General features: G+C 65.9%; 16 protein-coding genes. 11 read left to right on the forward strand and 5 right to left on the reverse strand.

Annotation, left to right across the window (positions count from 1 at the left end):
* The first annotated feature begins 143 nt into the window (after positions 1 to 143).
* Both LC407_RS19490 and LC407_RS19495 read left to right on the forward strand, forming a co-directional pair.
* On the forward strand, positions 144 to 920 hold the full coding sequence (locus LC407_RS19490) for a DUF3011 domain-containing protein (RefSeq protein WP_223483440.1): 777 nt from the start codon (positions 144 to 146) through the stop codon (positions 918 to 920).
* Positions 921 to 978: 58 nt separating this feature from the next.
* Complete coding sequence (locus LC407_RS19495) at positions 979 to 1923, forward strand: ankyrin repeat domain-containing protein (RefSeq protein WP_223483441.1); 945 nt, start codon at positions 979 to 981, stop codon at positions 1921 to 1923.
* A 15-nt stretch (positions 1924 to 1938) separates the two neighbouring features.
* Here LC407_RS19495 and LC407_RS19500 read toward each other — a convergent pair whose 3' ends face one another.
* Positions 1939 to 2286, reverse strand: a complete 348-nt coding sequence (locus tag LC407_RS19500) for a hypothetical protein (protein WP_117309301.1) — start codon at positions 2284 to 2286, stop codon at positions 1939 to 1941.
* A gap of 130 nt (positions 2287 to 2416) precedes the next feature.
* Here LC407_RS19500 and rocF point away from each other — a divergent pair, with 130 nt between their 5' ends.
* The 3 genes from rocF (at position 2417) to LC407_RS19515 (ending at position 4075) form a co-directional block, all read left to right on the forward strand.
* A complete protein-coding gene (gene rocF / locus LC407_RS19505) occupies positions 2417 to 3337 on the forward strand; it encodes an arginase (protein ID WP_032978254.1) in 921 nt (306 codons plus the stop codon).
* Between the two features lie 167 nt (positions 3338 to 3504).
* A complete protein-coding gene (locus LC407_RS19510; RefSeq protein ID WP_019661832.1) occupies positions 3505 to 3642 on the forward strand; it encodes an entericidin A/B family lipoprotein in 138 nt (45 codons plus the stop codon).
* 211 nt (positions 3643 to 3853) lie between these two features.
* On the forward strand, positions 3854 to 4075 hold the full coding sequence (locus LC407_RS19515; RefSeq protein ID WP_025878332.1) for a CsbD family protein: 222 nt from the start codon (positions 3854 to 3856) through the stop codon (positions 4073 to 4075).
* Positions 4076 to 4153: 78 nt separating this feature from the next.
* On the opposite strand, the gene LC407_RS19520 is transcribed toward LC407_RS19515, so the two are convergent.
* The gene (locus tag LC407_RS19520; RefSeq protein ID WP_223483442.1) at positions 4154 to 4966 is read right to left on the reverse strand and encodes a hypothetical protein; all 813 of its coding nucleotides are present in this window, start codon (positions 4964 to 4966) and stop codon (positions 4154 to 4156) included.
* Between the two features lie 108 nt (positions 4967 to 5074).
* Here LC407_RS19520 and LC407_RS19525 point away from each other — a divergent pair, with 108 nt between their 5' ends.
* The 4 genes from LC407_RS19525 (at position 5075) to LC407_RS19540 (ending at position 9687) form a co-directional block, all read left to right on the forward strand.
* Positions 5075 to 6367: a tryptophan--tRNA ligase gene (locus tag LC407_RS19525; RefSeq protein ID WP_025878334.1), complete on the forward strand. Its 1293-nt coding sequence runs from the start codon at positions 5075 to 5077 to the stop codon at positions 6365 to 6367.
* A 126-nt stretch (positions 6368 to 6493) separates the two neighbouring features.
* Positions 6494 to 6796 (forward strand): hypothetical protein, encoded by a 303-nt coding sequence (locus LC407_RS19530; protein ID WP_099786217.1) that lies wholly within the window; start codon positions 6494 to 6496, stop codon positions 6794 to 6796.
* A gap of 156 nt (positions 6797 to 6952) precedes the next feature.
* On the forward strand, positions 6953 to 7885 hold the full coding sequence (locus LC407_RS19535) for an MBL fold metallo-hydrolase (protein ID WP_223483443.1): 933 nt from the start codon (positions 6953 to 6955) through the stop codon (positions 7883 to 7885).
* 149 nt (positions 7886 to 8034) lie between these two features.
* Complete coding sequence (locus LC407_RS19540; protein ID WP_100437110.1) at positions 8035 to 9687, forward strand: M28 family metallopeptidase; 1653 nt, start codon at positions 8035 to 8037, stop codon at positions 9685 to 9687.
* A gap of 167 nt (positions 9688 to 9854) precedes the next feature.
* Here the strand turns inward: LC407_RS19540 and LC407_RS19545 are convergent, their stop codons facing one another.
* Together LC407_RS19545 and LC407_RS19550 are read right to left on the reverse strand one after the other, a co-directional pair.
* Complete coding sequence (locus LC407_RS19545) at positions 9855 to 10190, reverse strand: hypothetical protein (protein WP_223483456.1); 336 nt, start codon at positions 10188 to 10190, stop codon at positions 9855 to 9857.
* Between the two features lie 31 nt (positions 10191 to 10221).
* Entirely contained in the window at positions 10222 to 11556 is a 1335-nt protein-coding gene (locus LC407_RS19550; RefSeq protein ID WP_032978271.1) for an MFS transporter, read from the reverse strand.
* A 221-nt stretch (positions 11557 to 11777) separates the two neighbouring features.
* Here LC407_RS19550 and yedA point away from each other — a divergent pair, with 221 nt between their 5' ends.
* Both yedA and rarD read left to right on the forward strand, forming a co-directional pair.
* The gene (gene yedA / locus LC407_RS19555; RefSeq protein WP_222387925.1) at positions 11778 to 12683 is read left to right on the forward strand and encodes a drug/metabolite exporter YedA; all 906 of its coding nucleotides are present in this window, start codon (positions 11778 to 11780) and stop codon (positions 12681 to 12683) included.
* A complete protein-coding gene (rarD, locus tag LC407_RS19560; RefSeq protein ID WP_025878342.1) occupies positions 12680 to 13579 on the forward strand; it encodes an EamA family transporter RarD in 900 nt (299 codons plus the stop codon). Before yedA ends, rarD begins: the two co-directional genes overlap by 4 nt.
* A gap of 135 nt (positions 13580 to 13714) precedes the next feature.
* Here rarD and LC407_RS19565 read toward each other — a convergent pair whose 3' ends face one another.
* Positions 13715 to 16573 carry a TonB-dependent receptor gene (locus tag LC407_RS19565; protein ID WP_180831779.1) on the reverse strand — a complete coding sequence of 953 codons (2859 nt, stop codon included), beginning with the start codon at positions 16571 to 16573 and terminating at the stop codon, positions 13715 to 13717.
* Positions 16574 to 16753: the final 180 nt, after the last annotated feature.

Below are 16753 nucleotides of genomic sequence, written 5' to 3' on the forward strand. Positions count from 1 at the left end.
CGTGTGATCCGCCCGATGATAGCGCTGGCCTGATGGCGGTGGTCTGCAGCCCGTGATCGGTTGCTTGATATTCCTCACGGTCGAGCAACTCCGGCAGCCCCCATACTGGCGCCCTCCGCTCACTCCTCACAAGGAAGCCGACCATGCGCCGCCACCGCTTGCCGTTGACCGTTGCGCTGCTCGCCAGCGCCTTCACAGCACCGGCGATGGCCGCCGTGCCGTTCTTCAATGCCAGCTGCCCCGGTGGGCTGGATGCCCATGCAGACGAGGGCGGGCCGGTCTACGTGCAGGGCCGCGAGACCACCCTCAAGCGCTTCAACGATCGCTATTTCGAAGCGCGCGATGCCAGCAGCGGCACCACGCTTTCAATCAGCACCGGTGACGACGGTACGCCGCAGGTCAGCTACACCGGACGCGGCGGTGCCAACGGCATCTGCCAGGTCAGCAACAACGGCACGCCGGCGACTGCCGTGGAAGGTGGCAGTCACCACCGTGATCAGGATCGCGATGACGATGCAGCACTGCCACGCGAGGTGACCTGCGAATCCACCGACCAGCGCCAGGTGTCCTGTGACATGGACACGCGTGGCAATGTGGAGATCGTGCGCCAGCTCAGCCGTACCCGTTGCGAGCAGGGCAGCAACTGGGGCCTGTCGCGGCATTCGGTCTGGGTCAACGGTGGCTGCCGCGCGACGTTCCGCAATACTTCGCGGGTGTCGTATACGGCTCCCAGCGGTGACGATGCGCTGGAGGCCTGCAACGTGCGCAAGGGTGCGCAGGGCAGGGTAGTGACCCAAGTGCCGGTGGGCAGCGATTACAAAGAACTCATCATCGACTACCCCGAGGGCCGCTTCCTGTGCATGATGCGCAACGACGGCCGGGTGCAGAGCGTGACGCCGATTCGCCGCCGCGGGGGTTGAGCTCATCGTGCCTGCAGCCCTAAGGTGACTACCCTTACACCCGTCTGGCGGCACCACCATGTCCCATCTTCTGGCCAAGGCAGCCGAGAAACAGGATCTTGACCGAATCGACGCATTGCTGGATGCGGGTGCCGATATCGAGTGGCAGCGTAAGGGCACCGGACGTACTCCGCTGCTTTCGGCTGTGATCGCCGGAAAGGCTGACTCGGTGTTGCGGCTTTTGGACCGTGGCGCCAACATCCAGCACGCCTGCGCTGCACTGGGTTACACCGCGTTGGGTTGGGCTGCCGATGCGGGCGACACCAAAATCGGATGCATGCTGATTGCACGTGGCGCATTGCTGGATGTCGCTTCGCCGCAATCGAGGTACACGCCGCTTATGTTGGCGTCTTCGGGCGGGCATCTGGCGATGGTCGAGCTATTGCTGGACAGTGGAGCTGCCATCGCACCATTGAATTTCGAGGGGCGAAACGCACTCGCCATTGCCGATACCCGCAAGCACGAGGACGTGGTAGCGCGTTTGAAGGTGGCGGGGGCGCGGTTGCCGCCGGTGTTGGTAGAGGCGCCGGCGCTTGAGTGGCCCGAGCCAAATGCGGGAGGTGAACCCGCGTCAGTAGTGCGCGGCTACCTGTTGGCTTATCACGAGTGGGAAACGCGTGGCTACAAGGATTCCCGCTCCGGCGGCAACCTTCTGTGCAGCTCAGGCTTCCGACAGGAGAAAGCGGACATCCTGGCGGCGTGGTGTACCGACCGCAAACGGGTCTACTCAACTGGTGTTTCGGTCGGGAGCCCCCGACGGTACATGCCGGAGGACCTACTGGTAGCAATTGCGAAGCCCGGGGCCTCGAAGGCGGAAGTGCTGGTACGCGACAACCCTCAGAAGTCGCGTTCCCTGCGTTACGAGCATTTGTTCGTACTCAAGCGGGTGGGAGGAAAGTGGCGTATCGACGTGTTGAAGAAGCGCCCGTTCCGAATTGAAAAGTGGTCGTCGGCTATTCTTTGACGGTGGCTTTCAATGTCAGCCGCCGATCTTCAGCAGCACTACCCACGCCAGCATCAGGGCGAACATGCCGGCGAACGTCAGGCCAAACCACAGCGCCGCCACCTTCACGTTGCCGATCAACGCTGCCAGCATCCGCTGCGGCTCGCTCTTCAGGATCGGATATTCGGCGTGTGCCTTGCGCAGACGCTGCCAACCCAACCCGAGGAATACCAGGGTCGAGAACGGCACCAGCAGGAGCGTCGCCTGCATCAGCCAGCCATTCGGCGACGCATCCATCGAGCTGCTCAGCAGAATCGCAAAAACGGCGATGGGCAGCGCCCCGATGAAAAAGCGCGGCCAGGCGGTGTTGATGAAGGGCGACATCGCAATCTTCCATGAGGGGCGGTCGGGTCCGCGCGGCATCATGCCATGCGATGGCCCTGCTGCACCGCCGCGAGTGGTGTCACATGCGTCTGGCTAGACTGTGCTTCTTTTTCGTTCGCAGGAGGCACCCATGGCCCATCATCCCGCCGTTACCCTGATCGGCGTCCCCACCGACATCGGGGCGGGCCATCGCGGCGCCCGGCTGGGGCCGGAAGCCCTGCGCGTGGCGGGCCTGCCGGAAGCACTGGAAGCGCGTGGCGTGGACGTGCGCGACCTCGGCAACCTGGACGGCCCGCGCAACCCGTGGACCGCGCCGGTGCAGGGCTATCGCCACCTGGACGAGGTGGTGGCGTGGAACCACGCGCTGATGGAAGCCAGCTACGCCGAACTGCAGGCCGGCCGCATGCCGATCATGCTCGGCGGCGACCACTGCCTGGGCATCGGTTCGATCACTGCCGTCGCGCGCTGGTGCCGTGAGCAGGGCAAGGATCTGCGCGTGCTGTGGCTGGATGCGCATTCGGATTTCAACACCAGTGAGGTGACCCCATCGGGCAACATCCACGGTATGCCGGTGGCCTGCCTGTGCGGCCTCGGCCCGGATGCGCTGACCAGGCTGGGCGGCACTTCGCCGGCGATCCAGCCTTCACAGGTGCACCAGATCGGCATCCGTTCGGTGGACCCGGAAGAGAAGCGCCTGATCAAGACCCACAAGGTCGATGTCTACGACATGCGCTACATCGACGAGAACGGCATGAAGCGCACCGTGGAAGCGGCGCTGGCCGGCATCGACGAGAACACCCACCTGCACGTCAGCTTCGACGTCGATTTCCTCGACCCGAGCATTGCCCCGGGCGTGGGCACCACCGTACCGGGCGGGGTGAACTACCGCGAAGCGCAGCTGGTGATGGAGATGATCGCCGACAGTGGCCGCATGGGCTCGCTGGATATCGTCGAACTCAATCCGCTGCTGGACAACCACAACAGCACCGCCGAACTGGCCGTGGACCTGGTCGAAAGCCTGTTCGGGAAATCGACCCTGATGCGCGACTGAGAGGATCCAGCCTGAACGGTTGGACGAACCGTTCACGCGCGCTCCACGCCCCTGCCGCCAGATTGCACCTCACGCGGCAGTGTTGGCTTCGAGCCAGCCTGCCGCCCCGATCAATACAACCGAACCCCGTGATTGAGCGGTGTAGCGGCAAACCCAAGGAGAAGCCCATGAAGCGCGTAGTTGCCCTGATGCTGTTGTCGATGTTCTCGGTGGCCCTGCTGGCCGGTTGCAACACCGTTGCCGGTGCCGGCAAGGACGTGCAGAAGGCTGGTGAGAAGGTTGAGGATGCCGCCAAGGGCAACTGAGCCTGAGGTGGTGCGCACTACGGAAAAGGCCGGGATCTTCCCGGCCTTTTTCATGCGTGCTTGCTGCGTGTGGACGCCGCGTGTCGACCGGTAGTGAACCATTCAAGCAGGTGAGCAGCGCTTTCATGGCCGGTTGACCGTGCTTCAACGTGCACTGCGCGATGCTGCAGCCACGGTAACAACGCCGTTGCATTCCAAGGAAGCCTCAGCAATGAACAAAGACATCATTTCCGGCAAGTGGTCCCAGCTCAAGGGCAAGGCCCAGGCGAAGTGGGGCGATCTGACCAATGACGATTTCGATGTGGCCGAGGGCAATGCCGAATATCTGGCGGGCCGCCTGCAGGAGCGCTATGGCTGGGCCAAGGACCGCGCAGAAACCGAAGTGCGCGATTTCGAGAAAGCGATGCACAAGGATTACCCGGACTACAAGTAACCGGGCGTCGAACGCTCGCGTTATGCCCCCACCGACAACGCCCGCGCCGGAAGGTGCGGGCGTTGTGCTGTGTGCAGATCAACGCGCCGGCGGGTCGGGCACGTAGCGGTTGGGGAAGGCCTGTGGCTGGCGGTCCAGGCGCGAGGGCGAATCGAGCAGGATGCCGCGTGCACGCAGGTTGCGGGCGCTGTCGTAGCGCAGCTGCAGCACCTGTGCCGGGCTGCGGGTGGCGCGTTCGAAATCGGTATCGCGCACCGATGAACTTTCGCGCGCACCATGCCCGGTGCCCAGCGCGGGCGCCTGCGACTTGGCCGAATAGCCTTCAATGCGGCTGGCGCTGGCGTCGGCCGCCGCCGAGGCTTCGGCCGACGCCGCCGCCGGTGCCGGCCCGGCGCGACCGCGCAGGATCGGCTGCGGACGCGGGTACCAGCGACGCGCTTCCTCGAACACCGCCACGCCGACCACGCCGACGTTGTCCGGGCGGCCGGTGCGGCTGGCATAGCTGCCGCTGGGGCTGCTGAAGACGAACTGGGCCACTTCGTCCTGGGTCTTGCGCCAACCGGTGATGTCGGCGCGCTGGCCAGGGTTGAGCACGTAACCGGTCTGCGAGGGATCGGCGTCTTCGCCGGAGATGGCGTTGACCCCGTCCACCGACAGCACCACCAGCACCCGTCGCGGGCTGTCGTTGTACAGGCGCACGGCATAGCGGTGGCCGCGCTCACCGGCCACCCAGCGCTGGCCGTCGGCCGGGTAGCTGCGCAGCTCGGTGCCGCGGTCGCGGTCGACCAGGGCCACGCGCACCGGGCCGTCCTGCGGCATCGGCGGGGGCAGCGGGGCCGGGCGGAAGCCGGCCAGGGGCAGGATCAGCAGCAGGGGCAGCAGGCGTTTCATCGGGCATCTCCAGCGGGGTTGGGTGAATGAACGCGCCGGAGGCCCTGACGGGGTTGACCGTGTGCACGGTAAACTGGCCGCGTTCATAGAAGGTTTCCGCACGCAGTCATGACGACCCGAGTCCTTACCGGCATCACCCCCTCCGGCACGCCCCACCTGGGCAACTACGTTGGCGCCATCCGCCCGGCCATTGCGGCCAGCCGCGCGCCGGACATCGAGAGCTTCTTCTTCCTGGCCGATCTGCACAGCCTGATCAAGTCGCAGGACCCGCAGCGCACCCAGCGCGCGACCCTGGAGATCGCTGCCAGCTGGCTGGCCTGTGGCCTGGACCCGGAACACGTGTGGTTCTATCGCCAGAGTGACATCCGCGAGACCACCGAGCTGATGTGGTTCCTGACCGCCATCGCCAGCAAGGGCATCCTCAACCGCGCCCATGCCTACAAGGCGGCGGTGGACAAGAACCGGGAGGAAGGCCAGGACGAGGACGCAGGTGTCAGCGCCGGCCTGTTCATGTACCCGGTGCTGATGGCGGCCGACATCCTGATCTTCAAGGCCAACCAGGTACCGGTGGGCCGTGACCAGATCCAGCACATCGAGATGGCGCGCGACTTCGCCCAGCGCTTCAACCATGTGTACGGCAAGGAGTATTTTCCGCTGCCGGACGTGGTGATCGACGAGCAGGTGGCAACCCTGGCGGGCCTGGATGGCCGCAAGATGAGCAAGAGCTACCACAACACCATTCCGCTGTTCGTGCCGCGCGAGGAGCTGAAGAAGCTGGTGTTCTCGATCCTGACCGACTCGCGTGCCCCTGGCGAGCCGAAGGACACCGAAGGTTCGGCGCTGTTCCAGATGTACCAGGCGTTCGCCACCCCGGAGCAGACCGCAGCCTTCGCCAAGGCCTTCGCCGATGGCATCAGCTGGGGCGATGCCAAGCAGCAGCTGTTCGAGCGCATCGACAGCGAACTGTCGCCGCTGCGCGAGCGCTACAACGCGCTGATGGCCGAGCCGGAGAAGATCGAAGCACTGCTCAAGCGCCGTGGCCAGCAGTTGCGCGAGCAGCTGGCAGCACCGCTGCTGGAAGAACTGCGCCATGCGGTGGGCCTGCGTGATCTGTCCGATGCCGGCGACATCGCCAGCGAAGATGCCGGTGAAGCCCGCGCCGCTCCGCCGCTGTTCAAGCAGTACCGCGAGAAGGACGGCCGTTTCTACTTCAAGCTCACCGCCGGTGACGGCACGCTGCTGATCCAGAGCGAAGGCTTCGACTCGCCGCGCGATGCCGGCCAGCTGATCGCCGTGCTGAAGCAGGCCGAGCAGGGTGACCAGCTGCAGAGCGACCTGTTCAAGCTGGAAGCCGAGGTGGATGCGGTGCTGGCGGCGCTGGCTGTGCTGCGCGCCGACTGATCGGTAGATGCCGACCTTGGTCGGCGCTGTTGAAGGCGAAATGCCGGCCAGCGGCCGGCACTACCACGGCAGTGCACCCATGGCATGATGTCCGCGCGCCTCAGGCGCGATGACATGGAGTCTGCAATGGCCTGGTTGTCGCTGCTGCTGTTCCTGCCCTGGTTCATCCTGCTGGGCAGCCTGTACTGGCTGTTTCCGCGCCAGCCGCGTACCGCGCGGCGACGCCTGTTCGATGGCGCTGCGCTGGCATTGGCGCTGGCCCTGAGCATCGTGGCGATGCTGTGGGGCCACCACATCGGTCTGGTACAACCGGGCGCCGGGCCGATCTGGCCGCAGGTGCTGGCGGTGCTGTATGCCTATGGCGCGTTCCTGGCGGTGCTGGTACTGGCGCTGCTGCTGCGGCCGCGGTTCGCTTTGCGCTGCAGCTGATCGGTAGTGCCGGCCGCTGGCCGGCAACTGCATTCAACTGGCTAACCCGGGATTGCCGGCCAGCGGCCGGCACCATCCGACCAAAGCCGCATCGATCACGCCATGCCGGCGCGCCTACCATGGGTGTCTGTTCCCGATCCTGCCAGGTGCGCGTCGATGACCGCCGATCCCAGCATCCACACCATCGATACCGGTTTCCAACGGCCTGATTTCGATGCCGCCTACCTGGTCATCGAAAACGGTCGCGCCGCGTTCGTCGACTGCGGTACCGGCCTGTCGGTACCGGCGATGCTGCAGGCCTTGGCCGACAACGGGCTGGGCGTGGAGGCGGTGGACTGGCTGCTGCTGACCCACGTGCACCTGGATCATGCCGGTGGCGCTGGCCTGCTGATGCAGCAGTTGCCCAATGCGCGCGCGGTGCTGCATCCGCGCGGCGCGCCGCACATGATCGATCCGACCCGGTTGATCGCCGGTGCCACGGCCGTTTATGGCGCTGAGGAAATCGCCCGCAGCTATGGCCGCATCGAAGCGATTCCCGAGCAGCGCGTGGTGGTGGCTGACGACGGCCAGCGCATCGACCTGGCCGGCCGCGAGCTGGTGCTGCTGCATACCCCGGGGCACGCGCTGCACCACTACTGCGTGTGGGATGCGCGCAGCCGCAGCTGGTTCACCGGCGATACCTTCGGTATCTCCTACCGCGAGCTGGACAGCGCGCAGGGCGCTTTCATCTTCCCCACCTCATCGCCGGTGCAGTTCGACCCGGAAGCGATGAAGGCGTCGATCCAGCGCATGCTCGGTTACGCACCGCAGGCGATGTACCTGACCCATTACGGTCGTGTCGAACAGGTCGAAAAGCTGGCCGAGGATCTGTTCGAACAGATCGATGCGATGGCGGCAATCGGCCGCCAGTGCGACGGTCGCCCCGATCGTCATCGCTGCCTGTTGGCCGCGTTGCAGGCGCTGTACCTGGAGCGTGCAGAGCAGCATGGCTGCGCGCTGGACCAGGCTGCAGTGAGCGAAGTACTGGCGATGGATATCGAACTCAACGCGCAGGGCCTGGCCTGCTGGCTGGACCGCACGTCGCGCTGACCTGCGCACGCCCTGGCGGCGGAGATCCGCTGCGCCCCTGGTAGATCCACGCCATGCGTGGATGACACGGTCCCGGGCCGCGCCGCGATGTCATGACCACGTTACACTCTGGTGACTTTCAAGCTAGCCGTGGTGTTGCCGTGAACCCGATGCGCGTGTTGCTGCTGTCGTCCTGCCTGTTCGTCGGTGGCCTGGCCCATGCGGCCAATGACCTTCCCGGCGGCGGCATCGATCCGCAGGCGCTGTCGCGTCATGTGCGCGTGCTGGCATCGGACGAATTCGAAGGCCGTGCACCGGCCACCGAAGGCGAAGAACGCACCGTGCAGTACCTGATCGAGCAGTTCCGCAGCTACGGCCTGCAGCCGGGTGGCGTGGACGGCAGCTGGGTACAGCCGGTACCGCTGGTGCGCGCGCAGCTGGACGGCCAGGCCAAGGCCAGTCTTGCCCTGAAGGGCGGCAAGCGCGCGCTGGCCAATGGCGTGGACGTGACCCTGCAGAGCCTGCAGCCGCGCACGCGCGTGCAGATCAAGGATGCACCGCTGGTGTTCGTCGGCTATGGCATCGATGCGCCCGAGCGCCACTGGAATGACTACAAGGACGTGGACCTGCACGGCAAGATCGCCGTGATGTTGATCAACGATGCCGATTTTGAAGCCGACGCGCCAGGTGCGTTCGATGGCAAGGCGGTGACCTACTACGGCCGCTGGACCTACAAGTTCGAGGAAGCCGCGCGCCGGGGTGCCGAAGGCGTGCTGATCGTGCACGAGACCGCACCGGCCGCGTATGGCTGGGCCACGGTGAAGAGTTCGGGCACCTCGCCGCTGTTCGACATCGAGCGCGGCCAGGCCGAGGCGATGGCCCAGCACACGCCGCTGCGTGGCTGGATGCAGCGTGAGCTGGCCGAACAGATCTTTGCCGACGCCGGCCTGGATTTCGATGCAGAGAAGCGCAAGGCGATGAGTGCGGACTTCCGCCCGGTTGCGCTGGACAACGCGAAGCTGAGCGTCGATTTCGCGCTCAAGCGCGAGCAGGTGGTGACCCGCAACGTGGTGGCCAAGCTGCCCGGCGGCGAGCATGCCGATGAGGCGGTGATCTTCTCGGCGCACTGGGATGCCTTCGGCATCGGCCAGGCCGACGCCAAGGGCGACCGCATCCGCCGTGGTGCGATCGACAACGCCACCGGCGTGGCCACCGTGCTGGAACTGGGCCGGGTGTTCGCCGCCGGCCCGCAGCCGCAGCGCACCCTGTACTTCGTCGCCCTGACCGCCGAAGAGAAGGGCCTGCTGGGCGCCAGCTACTACGCCGCGCACCCGCTGGCGCCGCTGGACAAGACCGCTGCGGTGCTGAACATCGAGATGTTCAGCCCGGATGGTGCCACCCGTGACATCGCCTCGTGGGGCAAGGGCCGGGTGTCGCTGGAAGGCGACCTGGAACGCGTGGCCAAGGCCCGTGGCCGCGGCTACAGCCCGGATCCGAACCTTGAAGCCGGCTTCTTCTACCGTGCCGACCACTTTGCCTTCGCCCGCCTGGGCGTGCCGGCGATCACCATCGGCCCGGGCCTGGACAAGCTTGAGGGCGGCGTCGAGGCCGGTCGCGCGCTGCGCGAGAAGTACTTCGCCGACTGCTACCACCAGGCCTGCGATGCATGGACGCCGAGCTGGGATCCGGCGGGCCACGCGGCCGACACCCTGCTGGTCTACGACCTGGGCGCCGAACTGGCCAACAGCCGTCGCTGGCCGCAGTGGGAGAAGGAATCGGAATTCCACGGCGCCCGCGAGAAGAGCGAAGCCGCCCGCCGGTAAACGCACGGCAATGCCGGCCGCTGGCCGGCAACCTTCAAACGCACGGCAATGCCGGCCGCTTGCCGGCAACCTCCAAACGCACGGTAGTGCCGGCCGCTGGCCGGCAAGCTCATGGACCTTCCGAAAGGATGTGCAGTTGCCGGCCAGCGGCCGGCACTACCGCATCTTCAGCCACGTGGCCGCAGCAGCTTCCACGCGCCCCAACCGGCGAAGGCAAGCGCGCCCAGATAACAGGCCACCATCGTACGCAGGCTGGCCACCGGTGCGGGGTTGATGCCCCGGCTCAGACGCAGATGCAGGGTGCTGGCACCGCTGCCCAGATCCACTGCCAGCTGCAGCATCAGTGCAGCGCAGAACGCCAGCAGGGCAATGCCGAAGCCGATACGTGGCCAACTCGCTTGGGCGCCGGGCCGGCGGATCAGCCATGCCAGCAGGGTTGCCGCGCCCAGACCCAGTGCGAGCCATACCAGCGGCGTGGCAGGAGACGCGGCGGCCACCGGCATTGCACCGGTGGCCGCGATCACTACGGCGCGCTTACTTGCGCGTGCCGTCGAGCCAGTTGGGGCCCTTGTTGGTGAGGAAGAACACATAGACCACCAACGATACCGCGATCGTCGCGGTGACGTAGATGGCGAACCAGTCCACGTGGCCGGTCTTCAATGCGCCCTGGTACAGCAGCGGCGCGGTGCCGCCGAACAGCGAGTTGGCCAATGCATAGCCGAAGCCCACACCCAGTGCACGAATGTGGGTGGGGAACAGCTCTGCCTTCACCACGGCGTTGATGGAGGTGTAGCCGGTGAGGATGACAAAGCCCAGTGCCAGGGTAAGGAAGGCGAGGGTGGCATCGTGCTGGTGCGGCAGCTGCGTGATCAGGTACCAGCTGTACAGCACGCCGCCCACACCGAAGAACACCAGCAGGCTCTTGCGGCCGATGATGTCCGACAGCCAGCCGCCGACCGGCTGCAACACCATCAGGAAGGCCAGCACACCCAGGTTGATCAGGGTGCCGGTCATCGGGTCGTTGCCGGCGAAGGCGCTCTGGATCATCTTCGGGCCGTTCACCGAGTAGGTGTAGAAGGCGATGGTGCCACCGGCGGTGATCAGGAAGCACAGCAGCAGCGGACGCCACTGGTGCACGAACAGTTCGTACATCGAGCCGGACTTCTTGTCCTTGCCCTCGCGCGCGGCTTCGATGGAGGATTCCGACAGCGACTCGTCCATGCCACGGCGCAGCCAGAACACGACCACGGCGGCGATGCCACCGATGCCGAAGGCGATGCGCCAGCCCCACTCGGAGATTTCCGGTTTGGCCCAGAACGTCAGCATCACGAACAGGGTCAGCTGGGCCAGCACATGGCCGCCCACCAGGGTGACGTAGTGGAACGAGGACAGGAAGCCGCGGCGGCCCGGAATGGCGGCCTCGGACATGTAGGTGGCGCTGGCACCGTACTCGCCACCGGTGGCGAAGCCCTGCAGCAGGCGCGCGAACAGCAGGATGATCGCCGCCCAGATGCCGATGCTGGCAGCGGTGGGGGTGATGGCGATGATGAACGAGCAGAAGGCCATCAGCGTGACCGACACGGTCAACGCAAGGCGACGGCCATGACGGTCGGCGAAGCGACCGAAGAACCATGCGCCGATCGGGCGCATCAGGAAGGTCGCGGCGAAGATCGCCCACACGTACAGGGTGGAGTTCTTGTCTTCAGGCGAGAAGAACTGCGATTCGAAGTACACGGCGAACACCGAGTACACGTAGACGTCGTACCACTCCACCAGGTTGCCGGCGGAGCCTTTGAGGGTGTTGGAGATGGAACGCCGCAGGGCGGCGCCGTCGGTGCTGGGGACAGCGGATTGGGACGTAGTGCTCATCCGGGTGGGGATCCTCGATGCGGTGCGTCCATGCGGGAAATTGCGCTGCCAGGCGCGCGGTGCGCTGCCGGCCAGCCTCCTTGGTACTGCAACCCACGTCAACGCCGGGTGCCGGAAGGGGCGGGCGGGGCATGGATGGATGACAGCGTGCCACTACATGGGCTGCCGGACCATAACCAAAACGTCCTAAAATCCGTGTTCCCCCAGCTCCCTGGTGTGTCATGTCGGCTCCCCCCGTTCCGTCTGCGGCTGCCCCACGGGGCGGCCTTGTCGTGCTGGCACTGCTGCTGGTCTACGTGGTCTGGGGCTCAACCTACCTGGGTATCGCCAAGGCCCTGCATGGCGGCGCGCTGCCACTGACGATGGTCTCCGGCAGCCGGTTCATCATTGCCGGCGGCCTGATGTACCTGGCGCTGCGCCTGTTCTGGAAGATGCCCGGACCCACCCTGCGGCAGTGGCGCAACCTGGTCATCATGGGCGTGACCATGCTGGTGCTGGGCAACGGCATGGTGGTGCTGGCCGAACGCGAGGTGTCATCCGGCCTGGCCGCTACCGCGGTGGCCTCGGTGCCGCTGTGGATGGCGCTGTTCTCGGCCCTGCGCGGGCAGCATGCCAGCAAGGGCGAATGGCTGGGCATCGCCGTTGGCTTCGTCGGCGTGGTCTGGCTCAACGCCGGCAGCAGCCTGACCGCATCGCCCACCGGGCTGGTGCTGCTGCTGATCGCGCCGGTCGGCTGGGCGTTCGGCTCGGTGTGGGCACGCGGGCAGGACCTGCCGGGGCCGTTCATGACGGCGGCCGGGCAGATGATCTGCGGTGGCGTGCTGCTGGTGCTGATCGGCCTGGTCGTCGGCGAGCGCCCCACCACCCTGCCCGACAGCGGTGGCCTGCTGGCGATGGCCTACCTGTGCGTGTTCGGTTCGATCGTGGCGTTCACCGCTTACGTCTGGCTGCTGCAGAACGTGCGCCCGGCGCTGGCCGGCAGCTATGCCTACGTCAATCCGGTGATTGCTGTCCTGTTGGGGGCTGCATTGAATGGTGAACGCTTTGGATGGCGCGACTTCCTGGCCATGGCGGTGATACTTCTCGGTGTGGTGGTACTGACGATGGCAAGGACACGCAAGCGATGAGCATGGACGAGAAAGAACAGCGACGGGGCCTGTTGATCACTGCCTCCACCTTCGTGCTGTGGGGGCTGGTGCCGGTGTACTGGCATCTGCTCAACGAAGTGCCTTCGTTCCAGATCATCGCCCACCGCATCATCTGGAGCACCGTGCTCGTGGTGGCCTGGCTGCTGATCGCATCACGGCTGGGCTGGTGGAAGAAGATCGCCGCGCAACCGCGCGCGCTGCCGATCCTGGCGGTATCGAGCCTGACCATCGCCTTCAACTGGGGCCTGTACATCTGGGCGATCAACGCAGGGCATGTGATCGAAACCAGCCTGGGCTACTTCATCAACCCGCTGGTGAACGTTCTGCTGGGCGTGCTGGTTCTGAAGGAGCGCCTGCGCCGCGTGCAGTGGCTGGCGGTAGCCATCGCCGCGGTGGGCGTGGCCTGGCTGACCATCGATGCGGGCACGCCGCCGTGGATCGCGCTGGGCCTGGCGTGCTCGTTCGGCCTGTACGGCCTGCTGCGCAAGCTGGTGTCGGTCGATCCGGTGGCCGGGCTGGGCGTGGAAAGCCTGTACCTGTTCCTGCCCGCGCTGGGCTTCGCGCTGTGGTCGGAAAACGGCCATGGCGGTGGCTTCTTCGGTGGCTGGGGCTGGGCAAACGACCTGATGCTGATTTTCGGCGGGGTGATCACGGCGGTGCCGCTGATCGGCTTCGCCTACGGGGTCAAGCGCATCCCGCTGTCGCTGGTCGGCATCCTGCAGTACATCGCACCGAGCCTGCAGCTGCTGCTGGGCGTGTTCTTCTTCCACGAAGCGTTCGACACCGGCAAGGCGATTGGTTTTGCGGCGATCTGGGCCGGCCTGGTCCTGTACGTCGGTGACAACGTACGGGCGATGCGCGGCGCGAAACGGTAGCGCCTCCGGGGTCAGATCCCTTCGCGATGCAAAGGGATCCGACGCCGCAAAAAAGAACGGCGCCCCGAGGGGCGCCGTTCTGCTTCCATCCACGGCCAGGAGAGAGTTGGCCGGGGCGGGAACGCGGTTGCAGGCTTAGAAGCGCTGCTGGTACTTCATGTACATGAAACGACCGATGTCGAAGCCACCGTAGTAGGTGAAGCTGCTGTTGGGCTGGCTGTACATGATCGGACCCTGGTGGTCGAACACGTTGTTCAGGCCCAACGACACGGTGCCATCCCACGGCAGGCTGTAACGCACCTGCAGGTCGTGGAAGGTGTTGGAACCCACCTTGCGGCTCGGCTGTGCATCGGTATACGGCGAAACGAAGTCGGCCATGTTGCAGTCCGGGCCACCGCCCAGGTCGTACGAGCAGGCTTCCTTCATGCCCGAGTAGTAACGGGCGGTCCAGCCGATGCCGAGGTTGCCGTACTGCCAGTCCAGGTTGAAGGTCGAACGTACGCGGAAGTCACCGGCCCAGCCCACGCGCTGCTCCACCGGGGTGGTGGCGGCGCTGTCGTTGCGCTGCTCCAGGTAGTCGGTGTAGGTGGTGTTCCAGTTGATGGCGAACTTGCCGTATGCGGTTTCCGGCAGGCGGTAACGCACACCGATGTCATAGCCGGCGGTTTCGCGGTAGCCGGCGTTGACCAGCGAACGGTCCAGCGCCGAAACCTGGCCGCGGGTGGCCGCAGCGGTGGAACGGGTGAAGCGACCGCATGCCGAATCCACGCCCTGCACGTAGCACTGGTTGAGGATGTCGGTAGCCGACTCGCCCACGATGGCGTTGTCGATGCGGATCTTCCACCAGTCCAGGCTGACGTCCAGGCCCTGCACGAATTCCGGGCTGTAGACCAGGCCGACGGTCCAGGTCTTGGCGGTTTCCGGCTTCAGTTCCGGGTTGGAACCGGAGTTGAAATCGGAGGTGGCCTGCTGGCCCGGGCGGTTGGCAAGGTTGCCGTCCGAACCGGTCTGCTGACGGAAGTTGGCGGGCACGTTCAGCGCCTGGCAGCGTGCTGCCACGGTCGGGCTGCTGGCGGCGATGCCGAACTTCGTGTCGCACGGATCGGTGAACGAATCGCGGCTGGAAACCGCGCCGCCGTAGAGATCGTCCACGGTCGGTGCACGGAAGCCGGTGCCGTAGGTGGCGCGCACCAGCAGGCTGTCGATCGGCTTCCACTTCAGGCCGAACTTGCTGTTGGTGGTCGAACCGAAGGTGTTGTAGTCGGTGTAGCGACCGGCCAGGTCCAGCGACAGCTCGCGGGCGAAGGCCATGTCGGCCAGCAGCGGCACCTGCATTTCCAGGTAGACCTCGTTGAGCGAGTAGTCGCCACGGGTCGGCTGGCCGGTGGTGCCGGCGATCTGGCCCTTCTGCACCATCAGGTCCGGGGTGTAGCTGGCTTCTTCGCTGCGGTGCTCAAAGCCCATCGCGCCCATGATGTCGCCGGCCGGCAGGGTGAACAGCGAGCCGGAGATGTTGGCGCTGGCGACCTTGGTGGTGCTGCGCATCTTGTCGACGAAGCGGGTGAACAGGTAGTCCTGCACGTCCTGGTTGCCCAGCGAGCCCGGGCCGGTGTAGCCCATCGGCGCAGCCGGATTCCACGGCACGCAGCCGGCGATCACCGCACCCGGCGTACCGCAGCGGGCCACGTCGCCGTCCATGAAGGACGGGCCGACGGCGAGGTTGACGTTCGGCTGGTACATGCTGCCCGTGCCAACGCGCTCGCCTTCATTGCGGTTGTACATGTAGCTGACGTTCCAGTCCCAGTAGCGCGAACCGGTTTCGAAGCTGCCTTCCAGGCCGAGGCTGGCACGCTTGGTTTCCAGCGTGTTCTCGGTACCGCGCGGCAGCTCTTCGGTGCGGTGCGAGAACAGCACGTCCTGGCCCCACTTGTTGAAGGTGCTGTCCTTGGACAGCGCAGCGCGCGTGCCGTTGCGCGACTGCGCAGCCGAGACCGAGTACGGGTAGCCGGCCAGGTGCTTGGTCGACTCGCGCTTGCTGTACAGCGCATCGGCGACGATGCGCAGGTTGTCGGTGATCGAGAAGCCGCCGTTGGCGAACACCGAGGTGCGCTCCAGGCCGCTCAGCAGGCTCATGTTGGTCTTGGCGTTGGCGCCGTCAGCCGGATCCGGCGTGTGGAAGTTGCCGGCGCTGCTCGGGTCGCCGCCCGGGCCCACGGTCAGCGGCTTGCCACCGACGGTGACCGTGCCCCACTGGGTGGTCGGGCTCAGCGCGTCGACGTCGTCGGCATGGCGCGGGCCACCCGGGTAGCGGCTGAACTCGCGCGCATCGCCGAGGATCTCGTCTTCCTTGGTGCGCTCGGCGCCGACGCTGAACCAGCCGCGGTCGAAGGTCTTGCCGAAGGTGGCGCTGTAGGAGCGCTTCTGGCCGTCGCCTTCACCGTACTGGCCGACATAGACGCTGGCTTCGCCACCGTCGAAGTTCTTGCGGGTGATGATGTTGACCACGCCGGCGATGGCGTCCGAGCCGTACAGCGCCGAGGCGCCATCGGTCAGCACTTCCACGCGTTCCACGATCGCCGACGGAATCGAGGCCAGGTCGGAGTAACCGCCGGCGCTGACGCCCATGCGGCGGCCGTCGATCAGCACCAGGCTGCGTTCCGGGCCGAGGTTGCGCAGGCTGACATACATGCCGCCGAAATCGCGCGAGGAGCTCAGCGAGGACGAACGGCTCAGGCTCGGTGCGCCGGCTGCAGTGACGTCCTGCAGGATGTCGGCAACGTTGACGTAGCCCTTCTTCTCGATGTCGGCGCGGTTGAGTGCCACCACCGGCTGCGCGGTCTCGACACTGGCCTGGCGGATGCGCGAGCCGGTGATCTCGATGCGGTCGAGGTTGGTGGGGGTATCGCCGGCTTCCTGTGCGAAAGCGGGCGTGGTGCAGCTGGCGGCCAGCGCGATGACGATCGCGTTGCGCAGCGGGGTGGTCTTCAGGGACATCCGTGAAATCTCGTGTTTCAGAAAAAACATGCGTCCGTTCTATGGACGCGTGGGGTGCTGCAAACCAACGTGGGGGCCGGATTCTAGAGTGTTTTCATCGGTAACTGTTTGTCCGCGCGCGCTGTAACGCCGCGAAAATGAATCGCAACCAACAATCCACAGGTGCACTGTGCGCAACGT

The organism is Stenotrophomonas sp. OVS01A (genome assembly GCF_019969775.1).
In the GTDB taxonomy this organism is placed as follows: domain Bacteria; phylum Pseudomonadota; class Gammaproteobacteria; order Xanthomonadales; family Xanthomonadaceae; genus Stenotrophomonas; species Stenotrophomonas indicatrix.